General features: G+C 36.0%; 20 protein-coding genes. 8 read left to right on the plus strand and 12 right to left on the minus strand.

All coding sequences use genetic code 11. The features are described from left to right. The first annotated feature begins 38 nt into the window (after positions 1 to 38). The 3 genes from purM to AC5YGD_RS07265 are packed head-to-tail and all read left to right on the plus strand — an operon-like array spanning position 39 to position 2,342. Positions 39 to 1,040: a phosphoribosylformylglycinamidine cyclo-ligase gene (purM, locus tag AC5YGD_RS07255; protein ID WP_496141286.1), complete on the plus strand. Its 1,002-nt coding sequence runs from the start codon at positions 39 to 41 to the stop codon at positions 1,038 to 1,040. A 4-nt stretch (positions 1,041 to 1,044) separates the two neighbouring features. Further along, on the plus strand, positions 1,045 to 1,653 hold the full coding sequence (purN, locus tag AC5YGD_RS07260; RefSeq protein WP_416686480.1) for a phosphoribosylglycinamide formyltransferase: 609 nt from the start codon (positions 1,045 to 1,047) through the stop codon (positions 1,651 to 1,653). Then, complete coding sequence (locus AC5YGD_RS07265; protein ID WP_496141287.1) at positions 1,650 to 2,342, plus strand: DUF3108 domain-containing protein; 693 nt, start codon at positions 1,650 to 1,652, stop codon at positions 2,340 to 2,342. The genes purN and AC5YGD_RS07265 overlap by 4 nt, the downstream gene beginning before the upstream one ends. A 2-nt stretch (positions 2,343 to 2,344) precedes the next feature. Here the strand turns inward: AC5YGD_RS07265 and uvrA are convergent, their stop codons facing one another. Beyond that, positions 2,345 to 5,161 (minus strand): excinuclease ABC subunit UvrA, encoded by a 2,817-nt coding sequence (gene uvrA, locus AC5YGD_RS07270; RefSeq protein ID WP_496141288.1) that lies wholly within the window; start codon positions 5,159 to 5,161, stop codon positions 2,345 to 2,347. An 84-nt stretch (positions 5,162 to 5,245) separates the two neighbouring features. Between uvrA and pyrH the strand changes: the two genes are divergently transcribed. Both pyrH and frr read left to right on the plus strand, forming a co-directional pair. Then, entirely contained in the window at positions 5,246 to 5,968 is a 723-nt protein-coding gene (gene pyrH / locus AC5YGD_RS07275) for a UMP kinase (protein ID WP_496141289.1), read from the plus strand. A 3-nt stretch (positions 5,969 to 5,971) separates the two neighbouring features. After that, positions 5,972 to 6,529 carry a ribosome recycling factor gene (frr, locus tag AC5YGD_RS07280; RefSeq protein ID WP_496141290.1) on the plus strand — a complete coding sequence of 186 codons (558 nt, stop codon included), beginning with the start codon at positions 5,972 to 5,974 and terminating at the stop codon, positions 6,527 to 6,529. Positions 6,530 to 6,551: 22 nt separating this feature from the next. Here frr and AC5YGD_RS07285 read toward each other — a convergent pair whose 3' ends face one another. Further along, positions 6,552 to 8,282 (minus strand): hypothetical protein, encoded by a 1,731-nt coding sequence (locus AC5YGD_RS07285; protein WP_496141291.1) that lies wholly within the window; start codon positions 8,280 to 8,282, stop codon positions 6,552 to 6,554. A gap of 102 nt (positions 8,283 to 8,384) precedes the next feature. After that, complete coding sequence (locus AC5YGD_RS07290) at positions 8,385 to 9,392, minus strand: hypothetical protein (protein ID WP_496141292.1); 1,008 nt, start codon at positions 9,390 to 9,392, stop codon at positions 8,385 to 8,387. 88 nt (positions 9,393 to 9,480) lie between these two features. Here AC5YGD_RS07290 and cmoB point away from each other — a divergent pair, with 88 nt between their 5' ends. From cmoB to bioC, 3 genes are all read left to right on the plus strand, one after another. Further along, on the plus strand, positions 9,481 to 10,446 hold the full coding sequence (gene cmoB, locus AC5YGD_RS07295) for a tRNA 5-methoxyuridine(34)/uridine 5-oxyacetic acid(34) synthase CmoB (RefSeq protein WP_496141293.1): 966 nt from the start codon (positions 9,481 to 9,483) through the stop codon (positions 10,444 to 10,446). Between the two features lie 61 nt (positions 10,447 to 10,507). Then, positions 10,508 to 11,416: a metal ABC transporter solute-binding protein, Zn/Mn family gene (locus AC5YGD_RS07300; protein ID WP_496141294.1), complete on the plus strand. Its 909-nt coding sequence runs from the start codon at positions 10,508 to 10,510 to the stop codon at positions 11,414 to 11,416. Further along, the gene (gene bioC, locus AC5YGD_RS07305) at positions 11,404 to 12,189 is read left to right on the plus strand and encodes a malonyl-ACP O-methyltransferase BioC (protein ID WP_496141295.1); all 786 of its coding nucleotides are present in this window, start codon (positions 11,404 to 11,406) and stop codon (positions 12,187 to 12,189) included. Before AC5YGD_RS07300 ends, bioC begins: the two co-directional genes overlap by 13 nt. 21 nt (positions 12,190 to 12,210) lie before the next feature. Here the strand turns inward: bioC and AC5YGD_RS07310 are convergent, their stop codons facing one another. From AC5YGD_RS07310 to AC5YGD_RS07350, 9 genes are all read right to left on the minus strand, one after another. Beyond that, complete coding sequence (locus AC5YGD_RS07310) at positions 12,211 to 13,053, minus strand: MOSC N-terminal beta barrel domain-containing protein (RefSeq protein ID WP_496141296.1); 843 nt, start codon at positions 13,051 to 13,053, stop codon at positions 12,211 to 12,213. An 18-nt stretch (positions 13,054 to 13,071) separates the two neighbouring features. After that, the gene (locus AC5YGD_RS07315) at positions 13,072 to 13,833 is read right to left on the minus strand and encodes an ABC transporter permease (RefSeq protein WP_416651412.1); all 762 of its coding nucleotides are present in this window, start codon (positions 13,831 to 13,833) and stop codon (positions 13,072 to 13,074) included. Continuing rightward, a complete protein-coding gene (locus tag AC5YGD_RS07320; RefSeq protein WP_496141297.1) occupies positions 13,833 to 14,756 on the minus strand; it encodes an ATP-binding cassette domain-containing protein in 924 nt (307 codons plus the stop codon). Before AC5YGD_RS07320 ends, AC5YGD_RS07315 begins: the two co-directional genes overlap by 1 nt. 121 nt (positions 14,757 to 14,877) lie before the next feature. Further along, complete coding sequence (locus tag AC5YGD_RS07325) at positions 14,878 to 15,801, minus strand: PfkB family carbohydrate kinase (protein ID WP_496141298.1); 924 nt, start codon at positions 15,799 to 15,801, stop codon at positions 14,878 to 14,880. 106 nt (positions 15,802 to 15,907) lie between these two features. Further along, the gene (locus tag AC5YGD_RS07330) at positions 15,908 to 16,903 is read right to left on the minus strand and encodes a sn-glycerol-3-phosphate ABC transporter ATP-binding protein UgpC (RefSeq protein ID WP_496141299.1); all 996 of its coding nucleotides are present in this window, start codon (positions 16,901 to 16,903) and stop codon (positions 15,908 to 15,910) included. A gap of 32 nt (positions 16,904 to 16,935) precedes the next feature. Then, complete coding sequence (locus AC5YGD_RS07335) at positions 16,936 to 18,369, minus strand: mannitol dehydrogenase family protein (protein WP_496141300.1); 1,434 nt, start codon at positions 18,367 to 18,369, stop codon at positions 16,936 to 16,938. A 4-nt stretch (positions 18,370 to 18,373) separates the two neighbouring features. Next, on the minus strand, positions 18,374 to 19,258 hold the full coding sequence (locus AC5YGD_RS07340) for a helix-turn-helix domain-containing protein (protein WP_496141301.1): 885 nt from the start codon (positions 19,256 to 19,258) through the stop codon (positions 18,374 to 18,376). Between the two features lie 8 nt (positions 19,259 to 19,266). Further along, positions 19,267 to 20,055: an SDR family oxidoreductase gene (locus AC5YGD_RS07345; RefSeq protein ID WP_496141302.1), complete on the minus strand. Its 789-nt coding sequence runs from the start codon at positions 20,053 to 20,055 to the stop codon at positions 19,267 to 19,269. Then, positions 20,052 to 20,867 carry a carbohydrate ABC transporter permease gene (locus AC5YGD_RS07350; protein ID WP_416653548.1) on the minus strand — a complete coding sequence of 272 codons (816 nt, stop codon included), beginning with the start codon at positions 20,865 to 20,867 and terminating at the stop codon, positions 20,052 to 20,054. The genes AC5YGD_RS07345 and AC5YGD_RS07350 overlap by 4 nt, the downstream gene beginning before the upstream one ends. Positions 20,868 to 20,883 lie beyond the last annotated feature (16 nt).

The following is a 20,883-nucleotide window of genomic DNA, read 5'->3' on the forward strand; positions in this document are numbered from 1 at the left end:
AAATTCATTTTTTAGACCTTAATTATACGGAAAACAAGATGTCATCATTGACTTATAAGGACTCTGGAGTTGATATTACCAAAGGTAATCAGCTTATTGAAAAAATTAAACCAATTGCAAAATCAACGTTAAGACCTGGTGTTCTTGCTGGTCTTGGCGGCTTTGGTGCAATGTTTGAAATTCCTTTAGATAAATATAAAAAACCAGTTTTAATTTCAGGAACTGACGGCGTTGGAACAAAATTGATGGTTGCTGAGATGCTTAATAAGCATGATACTATTGGTATTGATTTAGTTGCAATGTGCGTCAATGATCTTATAGTTCAGGGCGCTGAGCCATTGTTTTTTTTAGATTATTACGCAACGGGCTCTCTTAATCCAGATGTTGCGATTTCTGTTATTTCTGGAATTGGTGAAGGCTGCCGTCAATCTGGATGCTCGTTAATTGGAGGGGAAACTGCTGAAATGCCCGGAATGTATAAAGGCGAAGAGTATGATCTTGCTGGGTTTTGTGTAGGCATTGTTGAAAAAGATAAAATTATAGATGGCTCTAAAGTTTCATCAGGTAATCACATAATAGCACTTGGTTCATCCGGTCCTCACGCAAATGGATACTCACTCATCAGAAAAGTTTTGGAAAAAACAAAGCCAACATCAAGCCAGCTCAAGGAGCTTATTGAGCCAACTAAAATTTATGTTAAATCAATCTTGTCATTAGTTCAAAATTTACCTGTACATGCAATATCGCATATTACAGGCGGCGGCCTTCTTGAAAATATTCCCAGAGTAATACCAGAACATTTAGCTGCAAAATTGGATGCAAACTCTTGGGAGCTTCCAGAAATATTTCAGTGGCTGCAGGCTCAAGGAAATATAGATACAAGTGAAATGCATAGAGTTCTTAACTGCGGCGTTGGCATGGTCGTTATTGTTCCAAAAGAATCCTCAAATGACGCTATTAAGCTATTAAATTCTAAAGGCGAAAAAGCCTGGTTAATTGGAGAAGTTGTTGAGTCTAAAGGCGAGCAAGTAATAATTTGATACTATGAAAGCTGTTATTTTAATTTCAGGTAATGGTTCTAATTTACAATCAATAATTGATAATGCAGATAGAATTGACTTGCAAATTAGCTGCGTCATTAGTAATAACAAAAATGCTTTTGGCTTGAAACGAGCTGAATCTGCAAAACTTCAGACCGCCATTATTGATCCTGAATTATATAACTCCAAGGAAGCTTTTGATAGAGAGCTCATTTCAATTATTCAACAGCATGGGGTAGAGTTAATTGTTTTAGCGGGTTATATGAGAGTTCTTACTCCATTATTTGTGTCACATTATTTTGGGAAAATTCTTAATATTCACCCGTCCTTACTTCCAAAATTTCCAGGACTCAACACACACCAAAGAGCTATTAACGCTTCTGAGAAAGCTCATGGTGTAAGTGTTCACTTTGTTACTAAAGAATTGGATGGTGGTCCTTTAATTTGTCAAGAGTCAGTTATTATTGACAATCTAGATACTAAGGAAACACTCTCTATGAAAGTTTTAAAAAAAGAACATGTCATCTACCCTAAAGTGATTCATTGGTATACTAAAAAAAGACTTCACCTAATTGATGATAAAACTGCAACACTTGACGGAAAAATAATATGAATAAAGTAATTTTCTTATTTTTAGCCTTTCTTTACTCTGCCCAATCTTTGTCCCTAACCCCGTATAAAGGAAATTATGAGCTTTATGCTGAAACTGTAATGGGCAACCTAAAAATTGGCACTGCAATATTAAACTTAGAGGTCAATGACAATCAGTTTGAATTCACAACTGAGGCCAGCACAGCATCGGTTTGGAAAGCTTTGTATGATTACTCAAGATCAGAAAAAAGTATAGGTGATGAAATTGATGGGCAGATCATTAATACTTCCTTTAGAGTCATAGAAAAAATCAAAGGTGAAGTTAAAAAGAACTATGAAATTACCATCGAAACTGATAAAAATTATGCAGTGTCAAGCAGTGGTGATGAGTTTGAAATAAAACCTGGTCTTCTAGTTGACACCTTAAGTGTTTATCTAGCATTATCCAATGATATGGTTAATAAGCCTAATGAATCAGAATTTACCTATCAAGTTGTTGATGAAGTTGGTGTTAATTATCTTCAATTCAAGTTAGATGGATCTGAAAAAATTTTAATTAATGGGCGTGAAATTGAAACTATGAAGGTAATTTGCGATGAATTACAATTAATTCTAAATCTGTCTGTTGAAGAGAATTTTCAGCCTATAAAAATTCACAAGATTAATGGTAAAACTGCTTTCACGATGACGCTTATAGGCTTTGAAACTTAAATCTAAAGATGCTCCTTAAGGAACTGCCCAGTATATGATCTTGGGTTCTTGGAAACCTCTTCTGGAGTCCCGAATGCAATTATTTCGCCGCCTTTGTTCCCGCCTTCGGGGCCAAGATCAACAACCCAATCGGCAGTCTTGATAACGTCTAGATTATGCTCGATTATAACAATTGTATTATTTCGATCTCGAAGTCTAAAGATTACTGATAGCAATTGCTTAATATCATGAAAATGGAGTCCACTTGTTGGCTCATCTAATATATATAAAGTTTGCCCTGTATCTGTTTTAGAGAGTTCTTTAGCAAGTTTTATACGCTGAGCTTCTCCTCCAGAAAGGGTGGTTGCATTTTGGCCAAGTGTAATATACGAAAGCCCAACATCCATTAAAGTTTGCATTTTTTGATTAATCTTTGGAATCGCTTTAAAAAAATCAAGAGCATCTTCGACAGTCATCTCCAAAACGTCTGCAATTGACTTTCCTTTGTATTTAATTTCTAAGGTTTCTCGGTTATATCTATGGCCATGACAGATATCACATGAGACGTAAACATCGGGCAAAAAGTGCATCTCTACTTTAATTAAGCCATCACCTTTACAGGCTTCACATCTTCCTCCTTTAACATTAAAACTAAAACGTCCAGATTTATATCCTCGCGTCCTAGACTCAAGCGTCAATGCAAAAAGGTCACGAACTAACGTAAAAACGCCCGTGTAAGTAGCTGGGTTAGATCGAGGAGTCCTTCCAATTGGGCTTTGATTAATATTAACTACTTTATCAAACAGATCCATACCCTTAACCTCTTTAAATGGAGCAACATCAGTTTGAGCTCCATTAAGTGTTTTTGCAGCTAACTCATAAAGTGTATTGTTAATTAATGTTGACTTTCCAGAGCCAGAAACACCTGTAATGCAGGTTAAAACGCCAACAGGGATTTTTAAGTCAACATGCTTTAAGTTATTTCCACTTGCTCCAGTAATATTAAGCCAGCCATTTGATTTCTTTCTAATTTTAGGAGTACTGATTTCTAATCGTCCACTTAAATAATCTCCAGTAAGGGATTTTGTATTAGCTATAACTTCATCAGGTGTCCCTATCGCAACAATCTCACCACCATGGATACCTGCTCCAGGTCCAATATCCACAACATAATCAGCCTGTCTTATTGCGTCTTCATCATGCTCAACAACAATAACTGTATTTCCTAAATCTCTAAGATAAGTCAACGTATCAAGTAACTTTTGGTTATCGCGCTGATGAAGTCCAATTGATGGCTCGTCTAAAACATAAAGGACCCCAATCAAGCCCGCACCTATTTGAGAGGCTAATCTTATTCGCTGAGCCTCCCCGCCAGATAGAGAGTTGGCTTTTCGCTCTAAATTAAGATAATCAAGCCCAACATTAATTAAGAAATGCAAACGCTGTGAAATTTCACTTAGAATCTTACTTGCAATTTCCCCACGCTGACCTTCTAGCTCAAGAGATTCAAAAAAATCAAATACTTGGTCTATCGTTAACTTTGTTAGATCTGAAATATTTCTATTATCTATAAAGACATTTCTTGCAGATGCATTAAGTCTATCTCCATTACAACTTGAGCAGGGCTTGCTTATTACATATCTAGATAATTCTTCCCTAATTGAGCGGATATCACTGTCTGCATAACGACGCATCATTCTTGGAATTACACCCTCAAAAGGTTTTTTCTTACTTGTCCAACCTCTTCTTCCTTTAATTTTCGAAAAATCAATAACCTGGCTTCCACTTCCATAAAGAACAATTTTTTTATTCTCTTCTGAGAGCTCATTAAATGGTGTGGCAATATCAAATTTATAATAATTACCAACTAAAGAAAGCATTTGATAAAAATAGGCATTACTTTTACTCCAACCATAAATTGCGCCATCTTCCAGGCTAAGCTCAGGATTAGCAACAACTCTTTCTTCGTCAAATATATCTTTGACACCTAAACCATCGCATGTTTCGCATGCCCCCACAGGATTATTAAATGAAAAGAGTCTTGGCTCTAACTCTTCCAAAGAGTAACCACAATGAACACAAGAAAACTTTGCTGAAAATGTTAACTCCTTAAAACCAGAGTCAATATCCATAGGGCAAGCTATAGCAATACCCGAGCTCATATTAAGGCCAGTTTCAAGAGACTCAGATAACCTTGACGTTATATCTTGCCTAACTTTTAATCGGTCAATTACGATCTCGATGGTATGATTTTTATTACCATCAAGCTCATCAATTTCTTCAAGTAGCATAACCTCACCATCAACTCTTGCACGAAGGAAGCCTTGATGAGAAAGTTCTTGTAATAATTTTAGATGGCTACCCTTTCTATTTTTTACAATTGGTGCAAGTATCATAATCTTTGCATCTTCTGGAAGGTCTAATATTGCATCCACCATTTGAGAAATTGTTTGTGCCTGTAATTCATCTCCATGTTCAGGACATCTAGGTGAGCCAACTCTGGCAAAAAGTAGTCTCAAATAATCATAAATTTCAGTTATGGTTCCTACTGTAGAGCGAGGATTATGTGAGGTAGCTTTTTGTTCGATTGATATTGCAGGAGATAGTCCTTCAATATGATCAACATCTGGCTTTTCCATTAATGATAAGAACTGCCTTGCATATGCTGATAATGACTCAACATACCTTCTTTGTCCTTCAGCATAAATTGTATCAAAGGCTAATGATGACTTGCCAGAACCTGATAGCCCAGTAATAACTACAAGCTTATTTCTTGGAATGCTAACGTCAACGTTTTTTAAATTATGGACTCTAGCGCCACGTATGTTTATTGAATCCATAGGTTAGTTATTTTATGGTGGACAAAGGGTTCATTATACTCATGCGTTGTGTAAAATCTTAATTTTGTATTCAATTCTTAGCACATGGTTTCTTATCGTCGAATCTTACTTAAACTTAGTGGTGAAGCACTAAAAAGTGACAATAATAATATTGATCCTGAAATGCTAAAAAAAGTAGTCACTATTGTTCAATCTGCCCTGGATCTTGGTGTTGAAATCGCCATAGTAATTGGTGGTGGAAATATCTATCGAGGCGCTGCCCTTGCAAGTGATGGAATGCACAAAATCACTGGAGATCATATTGGAATGCTTGCTACAGTAATGAATGCATTAGCAATATCAGATGCTTTTAAAAGAAATAATATTCCTTCAATTGTCATGTCTGGCTTTTCGATTGGTGGTGGTGTTTGTGATCCTTTTAATCATACTAAAGCTCAAAATGCTCTATCAGAAGGTAAGGTAGTTATTTTTTCTGCTGGTACTGGAAGTCCTTGCTTTACAACCGATACTGCTGCGGCATTAAGAGCAGTTGAAATTGAGGCTGATATTGTCTTTAAAGCTACTAAGGTCGATGGTATTTATTCAAGTGACCCATTGAAAGATTCAAATGCTATAAAGTTTGACGCGCTTAGTTTTGATTCGGCTATTGAAAAGAATATTGAGGTCATGGACACTGCTGCATTTGCATTATGTCGAGAAAATAATATAAGAATTTGTGTTTTTAGTATGTTTGATGATAATTATGCTTTAGCTAATATTTTAAATGGCCAATCAATTGGCACGATTGTTAGTCAAAATGGAGAATAAATAATGATTGATGAAATTCACAGTGATGCAAATAGCCGAATGAGTAAATCACTCGCTTCTCTTGAGACTGACTTTAGTAAGATTCGTGCTGGCAGGGCTCACCCCTCACTACTTGATCAAATTACCGTTGAATACTATGGCAGCATGGTTCCTCTTTCACAAGTTTCTAATGTAAGCGCTGAAGACTCAAGAACTCTTAAGGTTTCACCCTGGGAAAAAGATATGGTTGGACCAATTGAAAAAGCAATTATGACGTCTGATTTAGGTTTAAATCCAAACACTCAAGGACAGGTTTTGCGAATTCCTTTACCCCTTCTAACTGAAGAGCGCAGAAAAGAATTAGTAAAAGTTGTTCGTGATGAAGCTGAAAATGCGCGCGTGGCAATAAGAAATATTCGAAGAGATGCTATATCTGACTTTAGAGAGCTCCTTAAAGAAAAAGAAATATCAGAAGATGAGTCACATAGAGCTGAAGATAATATACAAAAAATTACAGATCAACATATCTCTTTAATTGAAAGATCTTTGACTGACAAAGAAAATTCATTATTAGAAATATAATAGTTACTTATTAAACAATTTTTTATATTCTCTTAGAGCCAACACACTCTATATAGTCATCCCATCGATTCGATGAAAATTCAGTTCCATTTGTTACCTGAGGGCCAACATTTCCTAAATAACCACCCTCTAATGCTTTCTTAAAAAGTTCAATATTGCTATCTGATAGCCCTAAATTTACCTTGCAAAAATCATGTATCGCAACCGTTACTATTTCTCCAGAAATTGTGCCTATGAATTTCTCATCTTCTAGCTTCTCTGTCGCTTTATTTATAAGCTCATCTTTGATAGTCGATTTATAATCATCAATAATTCCTAGCTCATCTAATTGAACAATTAAATCATCCATAATTTTAGTAACCCTCAAATCATAAGCAAGCTTAGCCTGATAGGCAGCAGTTGATGCTGCAGCAGCAGCTTTTTCATCCGCTAGTTTTGCTTGGAAGATAGCAAGAGCATCCAGTCTTGCCATCTCAATCTTAATTTCAGCCATCATTTCAGCAGCATCCGCTTCAGCTTTAATTTGAGCCTCAAGCGCTGCGAACTCTGCATCTAAAAGACTATCTTGGTAAGCAGCAGTTGACGCTGAAGCAGCAGCTTTTTCATCCGCTAGTTTTTGTAGGAAATCTGCAAGTGCCATTTCTCTCTCAATTTCAGCCATCATTTCAGCAGCATCCGCTTCAGCTTTAATTTGAGCCTCAAGCGCTGCGAACTCTGCATCTAAAAGACTATCTTGGTAAGCAGCAGTTGACGCAGCAGCAGCAGCTTTTTCATCCGCTAGTTTTTGTAGGAAATCTGCAAGTGCCATTTCTCTCTCAATTTCAGCCATCATTTCAGCAGCATCCGCTTCAGCTTTAATTTGAGCCTCAAGCGCTGCGAACTCTGCATCTAAAAGACTATCTTGGTAAGCAGCAGTTGACGCAGCAGCAGCAGCTTTATCCGCAGCTAGTTTTGCTTGGAAGGCATCAAGAGCAGCTTGTCTAGCCATCTCTGCCTCTATTTCAGCCATCATTTCTTGAGCAGCTAATTCAGCCTCAAGTTGTGCTTCAAAGTTAGCCAATTCTTTTTCGGTATTGAGCTGGTCCATAAGCGCAGCGATCCTTGCGTCATTTGCACGTTTAGATTGATAAGCAGCTGTAGACTTCGCAGCTGCAGCTTTATCCGCAGCTAGTTTTGCCTGAAAGGCATCAAGGGCAGCTTGTCTTGCCATTTCTGCTTCTATTTCAGCCATCATTTCTTGGGCGGCTAATTTAGCTTTAATTGCTTCATCAGAGTCAGCAAAAATAAATATCATTTGCTCAGGACTTTCTTCAATTGAGACAACAAGATCTGAGCAAGGAATTCCAAAATCAAGAATAAACTCTTCAATAATAGAAACATTTTCACCCTTACCAACAACTTTTTCGCCTAGAGAAAATGATTTAAATCCAGTTTCAGCAGTTTGATAATATATCAATTTATTTGTCGAAGAATCATATGAATCAACAATAGCTCTTGCATTTTTTGAACTAATAACCAAATCACCTGGAGCAAAGAAGGCATCTCCAGATAATAAAAGTGAGGAAGTGATGTTATTAGATTCTAAATCATTAATTTCATATTGATCTGTGCATGAACTAAATTCATTTATCAGCATAATATCGTTATCATCCTGCTGGGGTGAATCATTTACATCGTCACTTGAGTGGACATTAAATGACAGTAATAAAATACATACCAGTTTTATAAGAATACTTATTAAATTACTTTTCATAATTCATTATAAATAAAAAAACCCAGAGCAAGCCCTGGGTTTTTATTTCTGACACATTCTGCATTTACACTAAGTAAGCAAAATGACAAATTATCTTAAACCTTAGAAAGGGTTGACATAGTTACTGACACAGTTTGCATATGCATCCCATCTATTTGCTGTGAATTCAGTTCCAGATGAAACTTGAGGGCCTACATTAAATAAAGTTCCGTCAGCCAATGCAGACTTAAAGAGCGCAATGTTACTTTCAGATAAATTTAATGCGTATTTACATGCCTCATGCGCAGCTTCTGTAACAACTACCTCTTCAATGACGCCTATAACTTCTTCTTCAGCAAGTGAGGCTTGGTAAGCAGCAGTTGACGCTGCAGCAGCAGCTTTTTCATCCGCTAGTTTTTGTAGGAAATCTGCAAGTGCCATTTCTCTCTCAATTTCAGCCATCATTTCAGCAGCATCCGCTTCAGCTTTAATTTGAGCCTCAAGCGCTGCGAACTCTGCATCTAAAAGACTATCTTGGTAAGCAGCAGTTGACGCAGCAGCAGCAGCTTTATCCGCAGCTAGTTTTGCTTGGAAGGCATCAAGAGCAGCTTGTCTAGCCATCTCTGCCTCTATTTCAGCCATCATTTCTTGAGCAGCTAATTCAGCCTCAAGTTGTGCTTCAAAGTTAGCCAATTCTTTTTCGGTATTGAGCTGGTCCATAAGCGCAGCGATCCTTGCGTCATTTGCACGTTTAGATTGATAAGCAGCTGTAGACTTCGCAGCTGCAGCTTTATCCGCAGCTAGTTTTGCCTGAAAGGCATCAAGGGCAGCTTGTCTTGCCATTTCTGCTTCTATTTCAGCCATCATTTCTTGGGCAGTTAGATTAGCCTCAAGTTGTGCTTCAAAGTTAGCCAATTCTTGCTCAAGAGCAAGCTCAGAAGCCTGCCTTGCCATTTCAGCCTCAAATGCAGCAAGCTCATCAGCCAATACATCAGCAGCGATTTGAGCTTCAAATGCAGCCAACTCTTCATCTAAATTTGCATAGTAGGCATCATCACGATCGTCACCACCAGCGAAAACATTAAATGAAAGGAAAAAGATTATAAAAAATTTAATTGATTTGTTTATCACGCTAATCTCCAAAAGAGTTAAAAGTAATATATGTATATATATGTAACTTTATTTTATACTAGATATATTTTATGAACATATTTAATTTATGATTTTATTTACGGATGAATTTAAGCTATTTTTCAATGATTCATCACTCCAAAAAATTGCAGATAAATGCCTCAGAATAAGCCTAGATGCCTTCAACGTTAATAACGGAAATATTCCTAAATGGACTATAGCATTGGATGAGTTAAAAGCTATACCTAAAGGCGAAATAGAGCTAAATGAACCCTACATTAGAATAGATCAAAATAGTGCTGACCCTATATTACTCGAAAGGGCGCTCAAAAGACTTCTGCCATGGAGGAAAGGCCCATTCATATTCAATAATTTAAAACTTGAGAGCGAATGGCAAGGTGATCTTAAATGGAAACGTCTGCAAAAGCACATTACTCCATTAAAAAATAGAAAAGTTCTTGATGTAGGTGCTGGAAATGGCTATTTCACATTAAGAATGGCGATGGAAGGTGCCAAGAAAGCACTAGGAATTGAGCCTTTCCTTTTATTTAATTACCAGTATGCTGCAATTAAATCGTTAGTCAATAAAGACATTAATGTGATGCTTCTTCCTATTAGACTTGAAGAAATGCCTAAATTATCAATCTTTGACACTGTCTTCTCAATGGGTGTTCTATATCACCAAAGAAGTCATATGGAACATTTGCTTCAGTTAAAAGATATGATGGTGCCAGGCGCAGAGCTAATATTAGAGACCTTAGTAGTTGAAGGTCCAAATGGATACTCACTTATCCCAGATGGTCGCTATGCTCAAATGCGGAATGTTCATTGCCTGCCTAGTGTTGAGACTCTGAAATCATGGCTTGTTGATGCCAAATTCAAAAATATTAAAGTTATTGATATTAGCAAAACTTCCCCTGAAGAGCAAAGGAGAACTGAATGGATAGGAGATAATGCGGCTTCATTAGAGGATTTCCTTGACCCATCTGACTCATCTCTCACAAAAGAAGGTCACCCTGCACCTACTCGAGTAATCATTATTTGCAACAACTAATTCAAAGTTGAATTCATCGATTAACGTATAATTTATCTTCAATTTCAATTTTAGTCTTATTATGAAATATCGTCTCCTCCTAAGTTTTATTTTTCTTTTAGCTATCAAAAATGTTGCTGCACAATCAACGCCGTCTGTCGTCGTCAGTATTAAACCTATTCATAGTATCGTGACGAGCCTTATGAGCGGCATTGCAGAGCCACAGTTATTACTTAAGTCGAGTAACTCAGCACACACATTTCACTTGAAGCCCTCACAAGTCCAGATGCTTGCAAATGCTGACTTAGTAATAATTATTAGTGGAGACTTTGAATCTGGATTAAGAAAAGCAATTAAAAACATAGAAGATGATTCGCTATTTCAAATTATGAGTTTGAATAATCTCAGTATCCATAAATCGAGGTCTGAAATACTTAAGTCAAAGGAACATGATGACGCTGATGAGCATGAAGAGAATATTTATGATTTACATCTATGGCTAGATATTAACAACATGAAACTTATAGCCAAACATATTAATAATCTGCTCATTAAAATAGATCCAGTCAACGAAGATAAATATAACAACAATTTTCTAGAATTAATGCTTGATCTTGAGGAACTAAAAATAGATTTAGAAAAAGAGATTGATCCTTTTCTAGCTTCACAGTTTGCAGTATTTTCAGACACTATGCAGTACTTTGAAAAGAGCATGAAACTTATAAGACCTATCATAATAACCCCATATCACGGAGCAAGATTGAGCATCATTAGAACTCTTATGGCCAAGGAAGCTATGAGTGATTTAAGTGTTTCGTGTCTACTCTATGGACAAGAGGCCAAGCCAAATCAAATAAGCGTCTTGTCGGAAGGTCTCAGCTTAAAAACATTCGAAATTGATATTTTGGGAACCAAATATCCAGCAGGGCCCAATCAATACTTTAACTTAATGAAAAGAATTTCAAGTCAATTGGCCTTATGTCTAAAATAAGAAGCACTTTTAATGGCGCTGCTAGCAATTATGATGATAATGCATTTCTTCAAAGTGAAATAGCAAATAGACTGGCTGAAAAATTGAAAGTTATTTCAATTAAGCCTCAAACAATAATTGATCTTGGCTCTGGCACTGGACTTCTTAGTAATAAAACAGCTGAAATATTTCCAAATGCAAATCTAATTTGTGTAGATTTTGCGCAACAATCACTTTTAGAAAATCCTCACAACTTAAAGGTTTGCGCAAATGCCTACGAGCTTCCATTTGCATCCAACAGCGTTGACTTTATTGTTTCTAACTTAATGATGCAGTGGTGTCCTGATTTAAAAGCACTTTTTAATGAATGCTTTAGAGTTCTCAAGCCTGAGGGCTTAATTCTTTTCACTACCTTTGGGCCAGATACTCTAAAGGAACTTAAGCGGAGTTGGTCAGCAGTTGATAGTAGCGCGCACGTTAATAATTTTATTGACATGCATGATATAGGCGACCAGATGCTTCAATCAGGCTTTCAAAGCCCAATAATGGAAATGGAGAACATAACCCTCACCTACGAAAAAGTGCTCGACTTAATGCATGACCTGAAATCAATTGGTGCACAAAATGTAGGTAGCCGATCAAAAGCGCTCACAGGGAAAACTAAATTTAAAAAAATGATAGAGATGTACGAAAGCTATCGCTCTGATGGAAAACTGCCAGCAACCTACGAAGTAATTTATGGACATGCCTGGAAAAACGAAAACAAGCTTGGCGCTATTTCACTGGAGAATTAAACCAGAATAGCGCTATCTAAACTAGCCAATTGAAAGCTCATCACCCACTTTAAGAATGTAATTTTTCGTCGATAATAAAATCGCATTTTGTCCAAAAAATGCACCATTTATCTCATCACTAAACCTCAGAGAAGTTAGCGTTGCTAAAGGCTCTTTTGGGTTATCAATTTTGCCATCATCTTGGTTAATCGTAATAATTTTGCAGCGCTTACAGGGCTTTCTTAGTCCAAAGCTATACCCACTTTGCTGGCATAAAAAATTTTGAGATGTTTTTTTTTCAAGACCTTCAATACCTTTGACAACAATATTAGGCCTAAAGCGATCCATTTTAGCTACTTGAGAGCCATTTTTAATGAGGCCTTTATTCAGCATATCTAGAGACTCCCATGACGTTATTAGATAGGGAAATTGATCCGAAAATGCACTCTGAGCCTCCATACCTTCAAGATACTTAGAGGGTACTGGACGGAGTCCTTGACTGGCAAACCTCACAAGCCTTAGAGACTTACCTTTATACTGACCTAAGACGCTAGTTAGCCACAATGAAACATCATCACCCTCGTCATAGGCATCACAAATATCACCCCAAACAGATGCCTTAATTGGCTCAGATTTAATTGAATCCAAAGGAATATTATGTTTAGAGTTATTCTTTGAGCTAAGTATTAAGCCACCTGAATCAATACTCACGTTAATTGTTGACATCGACTCGATTTCGCGCTGAGTAATAAATTCGTAATCAATAGTAGTCACCATCCATTCACGATCATACTCAAGACCACGAAGTGCAGTCATTGACTCTTCAAGGGCAATACCTTTGAGTGATTTTACAGGATAGATAAATAGATCAGTAATTTGAACCATAAAGCCCCTGAATTTAGCTTACTGTTTTAACTTATAACCAGTGTTGAACATCCAGGCTATTATAGCAATACAAATACTTAAGAAAAGTAAAACCATTAGTAGACTCACTCCGACTCCAACATCTGAAATTTCAAAGAAACTCCAACGGAAGCCACTCACTAAATAAAGAACAGGGTTAAATAAAGTAACCTTCTGCCATACCGGTGGGAGCATACTGATTGAATAAAAACTTCCACCTAAAAATACTAATGGAGTAATAATTAAAAGTGGGATTATTTGTAGCTTTTCAAAGTTATCGGCCCATAGACCAATAATAAAACCAAATAAGCTAAATGCCACACAGGTCAAAACTAAAAAACTCAGCATCCAGATTGGATGCGCAATATTCAAATCAACAAAGAGGTTAGCCGTAAGTAAAATGATAGTTGCCAAAATTAATGACTTAGTCGCAGCGGCTCCAACATAACCAATTAAAGTCTCATAGAATGAGACAGGGGCTGATAAAAGTTCATAAATCGTGCCTGTAAATTTTGGAAAAAATATACCAAAAGATGCATTTGAGATACTTTGGGTTAATACAGAGAGCATTGTCAGGCCCGGAACAATAAAAAGCCCATAAGAGATACCATCAATATTTTCAATCCTTGAGCCAATTGCTGAGCCAAAGACTACAAAATATAGAGCTGTTGATATTACTGGAGAGGCGACACTCTGAAAAAGTGTATTCCAGAAACGCATCATCTCGTTTAAATAAATTACTTTGATTGCCATTAAATTCATTATTTTTCCTTAACTAAATCTACAAATATATCTTCAAGTGAGCTCTGAACAATTTTAAGGTCTTTTATATGCAATCCAGAATTTGTAATTTCCTGGAGTACCTCAGACATATCAGTTTCTTCATCTTTAACAATATACGTGTATGAAATATGCATACCATCTTCAGAAATCTCAATATTATGCTTATCAAGAGAAGAAGGTACTTTGGAGAGTGGCTCTTTTAACTCAACAATTAATTGCTTCTTTCCAAGAGTTTCCATCAAATGCGCTTTTTTCTCAACGAGTAAAAGTTCACCATTACTAATAACTCCAATCCTATCAGCTAACTCTTCAGCTTCCTCAATATAGTGAGTCGTCAAAATTATGGTAACACCTTTAGATTTTAATACATTAACAATCTTCCATAAATCCTTACGTAGCTCAACATCAACGCCCGCAGTAGGCTCATCAAGAAACAGTATTTTAGGGTTGTGAGAGAGTGCTTTAGCAATAAGAACTCGCCTCTTCATTCCTCCAGAAAGCATTCTAATTTCAGAGTCTTTTTTATCAAAAAGAGATAAGTCTTTTAAGAGCTCTTCAAGATAATCATCATCTCTCTTGGCTCCAAACAAACCCCTACTAAAACGAACTGTCCCCCAAACCGTATCAAATGATCCAAGAGTTAACTCCTGTGGAACAAGGCCAATTATTGATCGTGTTTTTCTAAAATCCTTAATAATATCATAGCCATCAACAGTAACCTCGCCAGAGGTTGGAGAAACAATTCCACATATTGTTGAAATTAAAGTTGTTTTGCCAGCTCCATTTGGACCCAAGAGTCCCAATATTTCGCCTGTATTTATGTCTAGATTAATACTTTTCAAAGCATTAAAGCCAGAATCATAAACTTTTGATAAATTCTTAATTGAAATAATTGTTTGCATTGATATCTAATCGGGGGAATCGAAAAAAGTATTTTAACCTTTCACTAAGAATGTATTGCCTTAAATATTGAAAACAGACTCTTGATAAATTGTCATAAATAGATCTAATCTACAAGGCTATTTAAATCTCATTAAGCCAAGGCGGATTTGCACCTTTCTTCATAACAGTTAAGCTTGCAACTTGATTTGCAAAAGTAAGTGTTTTTTTAAGAGAAGCTTCTTCCATCAAACTCAATTTATCTCTACTAAGAAGCCCTTGTTGTTCAAGACTAAACAGAAAACCTCCATTAAAACTATCGCCCGCAGCAATTGTATCGACAACTTCAACTTGGTTACTCTTGACATATACTTCTTTGCCACCATCAAAAATTACCTTTGATCCATCTCCACCTAATGTCAAGATAACTAATTTAACGCCATTCTTGAGCCACTCTTTGCTAACTTCTTTAAAATCCTGTGCACCAAAAAGATAACGATAATCGTCTTCAGAAATTTTTATTATGTCAACTTTTGAAGTAAGTTTTTTGAAACGGTTTACGTAATCATTTTTAACCTCAATAAAATCAGGCCTAATATTGGCGTCAAAATAAACTGGTAAATGGCCAGAGATTTGCTCAACTAACCACTGCCAGCTTGATCCACAAGGCTCCGCTTGAAGACTAATCCCTCCAACCAATAATGCTTTTGCCTTCATCACTCTACTCAAAAAAGGCTTTAAACTAGCCTTATCTAGCATTCGTCCAGCTGAATGTTCATCAACAAATGTATATTCGGCAATACCATTAACCACATCTGCATAGGCAAGAGTGGTTGGTCGGTTAGTTTTTATAATGAATTCTTCTCTGACATTAGAGTTTTTAAGGGAATCTTCAATTAGCTTTCCATAGTTATCATTTGACACAGCGCCAAAATAATAACTATTGGCACCTAAACGACCAAGAGCAATTGCAGAATTAAAGTTACTGCCGCCAACATGAGGAGCATATTCAACCTCACCTAAAAAAGACACCATATCAATTAAAGATTCACCAGCACAAATTATCATGAGAAACTTATTTAAAGGTTACATTATAAAAATTGAATACTAAATATAGCAACAAGTAAGTCAACTAATTTTATACAAACAATCTAGATGGTTTTAATTAGTTAAATTAAACTCGTTTTCCATCTTTAAACATATGCACATTGGCTTCATCATAATCTAAAAACAATATTTCACCTTTTTTATGGGAACCCATACCTTCGACTCTAACTGTAATTTGCTGATAATCTTCTGACTGCATATAATATAAGGTATCTGCACCTAGATTCTCTAGATGCTTCAAAGTACACTTTATTTTGCCCTTATTAGGAGAAAGTGAAATGTGTTCTGGTCTTACTCCATAAACCTCTGCACCACTTTTATCAACTATATCACCTCTTAAAAAATTCATAGTTGGAGACCCAATAAAGCCTGCAACAAATTCAGTTTTTGGATTATTGTAGAGTTCAGTAGGAGTATCAATTTGCTCAACCAACCCATTATTCAGAACAACAATTTTATCAGCAAGAGTCATAGCTTCAATTTGATCATGCGTTACATAAATTATTGTAGCACTAAGCTTTTCATGAAGCTCTGCAAGCTCAACTCTCATATCAGACCTTAAAGCTGCATCTAAGTTAGATAGAGGCTCATCAAATAAAAAAACCTTAGGCTCCCTAATAATTGCCCTACCAATAGCAACTCGTTGTCGCTGCCCACCAGATAATTGTTTAGGAAGCCTCTCTAAATAATCATGAATTTGTAAGACTTCAGCCACCTTCTCAACGCGCCCTTTAATTTCACTTTTATTTACCTTTGCCAATTTAAGTCCAAAAGCTAAGTTATCAAAGACACTCATATGAGGATACAAAGCATAGGATTGAAATACCATAGCCAACTCTCTTTTAGATGGTGGTACATCATTCATTTCTTCACCATCAATCATTAAGAGTCCTGAACTAATATCCTCAAGACCAGCAATCATTCTTAGTAAAGTAGATTTACCTGAGCCAGATGGCCCCACAAAAACAACAAACTCTCCATCATGAATTTCAATATCAACACCCTTAATGACACTTACTTCATCAAAATTTTTATGTATTGATTCTAATTTAATTTCAGCCAAAATTACTCTCCTCGTATACGCCTAATAACATTTTAAAAATTAATCTGATATTGTTCTTTCATTGCTTGTATTTCTTTAATGACTCCATCAACAAAGTCTGGGTACTTTTGTGGAATATCTCCCCAAAGTTCTGAGTCTTTTGCAAAGCCAAGCTCACCACCTTCGACTAAAAAAGGAGTTAACATGCTCCATTTTGGCTCAACATATTCAAAAGTTACCTTATTAGTAATCACTTGACATAGGAAAATATACCAACTTGCAATAGCCTTTAATGAGAACTCAGGAGTCTCTCCTTTTGATAAATGCCACTCGATGACTGGCAATAAAAATATAGGGAACTTAGAGCCTCCATCCATGCAAATTCTTGACAAAGAGTCAGGTAAATTTTGATTTCCAAACCTTCTCTTAGTTGTAGATAAGTAATCTAAATAATTAATTGAAGGTTCTATTGGCAAAGATGAAATAATTTCTTTAACTTGTATTGAGTCAAAAAAATTAGACAACTCAGGATCACTTAAAGCTTGATCATAAGTTTTATATCCTTGCAAAACACCAAGATAAGCAAGAGCAGTATGCCCACCATTCAAAATACGAATTTTTGTATTTTCATAGGGCTCTATATCATCAACAATTTCAACTCCAACAGAACTTAGAGGGGGTTTTTTTCCAGAAAATTTATCTTCAATTACCCATTGAATGAAGTCTTCAGAGATAACTGAACAGTCTTCGCTTCGACTAAAAGATTCTTGAATTTTTAGTAGCTCTTTGGCGTTAACTTTAGGTGTAATTCTATCAACCATACTAGATGGAAAACTGGTATTTTTTGAAACCCAATCTAATAAAACTTCATCACCTAATTCATTTAAATACTGATTAAAGCAATGTTTTAACATAACGCCATTTTCTTGAATATTGTCACAGCACGCAATAGTTATTGGCAGGCCATTACTGTCCATTCTTACTCTCAAACCTTTTGCAAGGGCCCCAAAAATAGTTAATGGCGTACCTCCATTTAAATCATTTTGAATATCTTTTGTTGTTATTTTTAATTGCTTGTCTTTATCAAAATAATAACCACTTTCAGTAACCGTAGTTGTTACCAACTGAACGTTACTAGATGAAAAAAGATGTTGAATTTCTCTATCATTAATCTCCCAATCATATAACTCTATAATTGATTTTATCTCTTCATGCCTAGCTTCTCCAGCTGCAGAGACAGTCTTTAAGATATAGTTATTATTAGATTTTTTCAAATCCATAATTAATTTACTCTGCTCTTTCCTTAAATTGATTCCAGCAATACCCCAATTGTTTGAACTTGCGTTCTTTAAGATATTATTAAAATATACTGCTTGATGCGCCCTATGAAAATTTCCCACACCAATATGAATTACTCCAACTTTGCAGTTGGCAGGTTCAAAACTAGCTTTAACTAGAGAATTACTCTCATTTATGTTTTTTGTCATACCTTTATTCACTTATTAATCCTTTATATGCTGTCTTTCTGTATTCTCTTGGCGTCATACCTTTTAATTTAACAAACTGTCTATTAAAATTAGCAAGATTGTTATAGCCAGATGCAAAGGCTATAGTTGAAATATTTTTATCGGTTTCATAGAGCATAACGCATGCCCTTCCTAATCTAATTCTTGAGACAAATTCTGAAAATCGATTTCCTGTTGTTTTCATAAAGTATCTTGAGAATGCACTCTCACTCATATTTGCAATTTTTGCCGCCTCGACTAATGAAATGTTATTTTTGTAGTTATCTATTACATAATTCACAACTTCATTAATTCGATGTTGACTACTTGAAGATAAGCTAGGATTTAATTTAGTTAGTGATAACGTTACTTTTTCTGACCATTCATTAAGTTCATGAAGAAAATTTAAAAAATTCAACAGTCTTTTCATACCCTGACTATCACGTATTAACTCTAAGTGTTTTTTAGCAAGTTCTGGATCATAATTCTTGAATTCAATGCCAGAGCGTGATGACTCTAAAAGATGATCTAATTCCACAAATTCAGGAAACGCTGTAAATGCCTTTTTCAATGTTTCGTGATTAAATTGAATCAACATATCTCTTAATGGGACTAGATTACTTGAACTCTCTTCAGTGACCCAATTATGTGGCAAGTTAGGTCCAGTCAAAAATAAAGATCCAGGTGAAAATTGTCCAACATAATCACCTACAAAAACCTTACCTGAAGTTTTTACAACTAAATGCAGCTCATACTCTTCATGCGCATGCCAGCGGCAAAGCGCTGTGGGCCAGCCATGCTCTAAATACCGAATCGTCTCTACTTTATCAACGATTTCAAACTCTGGTTTTATTCTATCTATTATTGACATACTTTTCCTTAACTTAAAACATTGCCACCATCAACATTGATAGTTTGACCTGTAATATATTTAGATTGGTTAGAGGCTAGAAATAATACAACTCCAGTTACATCTGATGGAGTCCCAAACCGACCTAGTGGGACAGATTTTCCAATCTTTTTTTTCTTTTCTCCAATATCAAGATCCTCATATTTAGCAAATAATGCATCAACTTTATCCCACATTGGAGTATCAATAACGCCTGGAGCTACTGCATTCACCCTAATTCCTTTCTGCGCTAAAGCCAATGCGGCAGATTGCGTGTAACTTATTACTGCTGCCTTTGTAGCGCAATAATGAGAAACCAAAGCTTCCCCACGCCTACCCGCTTGACTTGAAAAATTAATAATCACACCTTTTTCATTTCGCGAAACTAAGCTCTTAGCAACACCCTGCATCATCGCAAACATAGCCCTAACATTCACCGCAAATAACTTATCAAACTGATCAAGATCTGCCTCCAATAAAGGAGCCATATCAAAAATTGCAGCATTATTAATGAGTACATTGACTCCCAGTGAATCTGCCCATAAAAGGCACTCTTCAAGATGATTATCTTTAGAAAGGTCATAAGCTCTTAATTCTAAGCTAGCATTTGGGTGTAATTCTTCAAGGTCTTTGCTAATTACTACATCAGTTCCTAGAACTGTAGCTCCAGATTTTAATGCAGACTTTACAATGTCAAATCCAATGCCTCCATTAGCACCTGTAACAAGAATAATGGCTTCTGATAAATTAGGCTCTGAGTATTGTTTTTTATTCATCATTTCACAGCTCCAAATGTTAAGCCCTGAACTAGCTGTTTTTGACAAAACCACCCAAATACAATAATAGGTGCACATGCAAGTGTTGAAGCGGCAGAAAGTTTTGCCCAAAATAATCCTTCTGGGCTTGAATATGAAGCAATCAACGCTGTCAAGGTGCCAGCATCTCCAGCAGTTAGATTAATTGCCCAAAATGCCTCATTCCAACATAAAACAATACTTAGAAGACCAGCTGAAGCAACACCACCCCAAGAAAGAGGTAATACAATATGTCTTAATTCATCAAATGTGCTACACCCATCCATCCTACTAGCCTCAAGAATTTCACTTGGTATTTCCTTAAAATATGAAAATAATAGCCACATAATAATTGGTAAATTCATCATTGCAAAGATAATTATTAAAACAGTTTTGGTATCTAGCAAGCCAGCTGCATCAGCTAGCAAGTAAATAGGCATAAGAACACCAACAGCTGGAAGCATCTTGGTAGATAGCATCCAAAGTAAAATATCTTTCGTATATTTTCCAGGGAAAAATGCCATTGAATATGCGCTAGGCACAGCGATAATTAGCGCAAAAATTGTTGCACCAAAAGAAGTAATTAGCGAGTTAGTGGCATACTTAAAATAATCACTTCTTTCCTGGACAATTGAAAAATTTTCAAAAGTTGGCTCAAAAATGAAAAGTGGTGGAATGGAGATTGCTTGAAGCTCAGTTTTAAAACTCGTTAAAACCATCCAAAAAATAGGAAAAAAGAAAATTATAGCTAAAGTCCAGCAAGCCAATATCCTCGATTGGTGCTTTATTTTTTTCATATTTCTATAACTTATG

It is taken from the genome of Candidatus Pseudothioglobus sp. uisw_070, assembly GCF_059512545.2.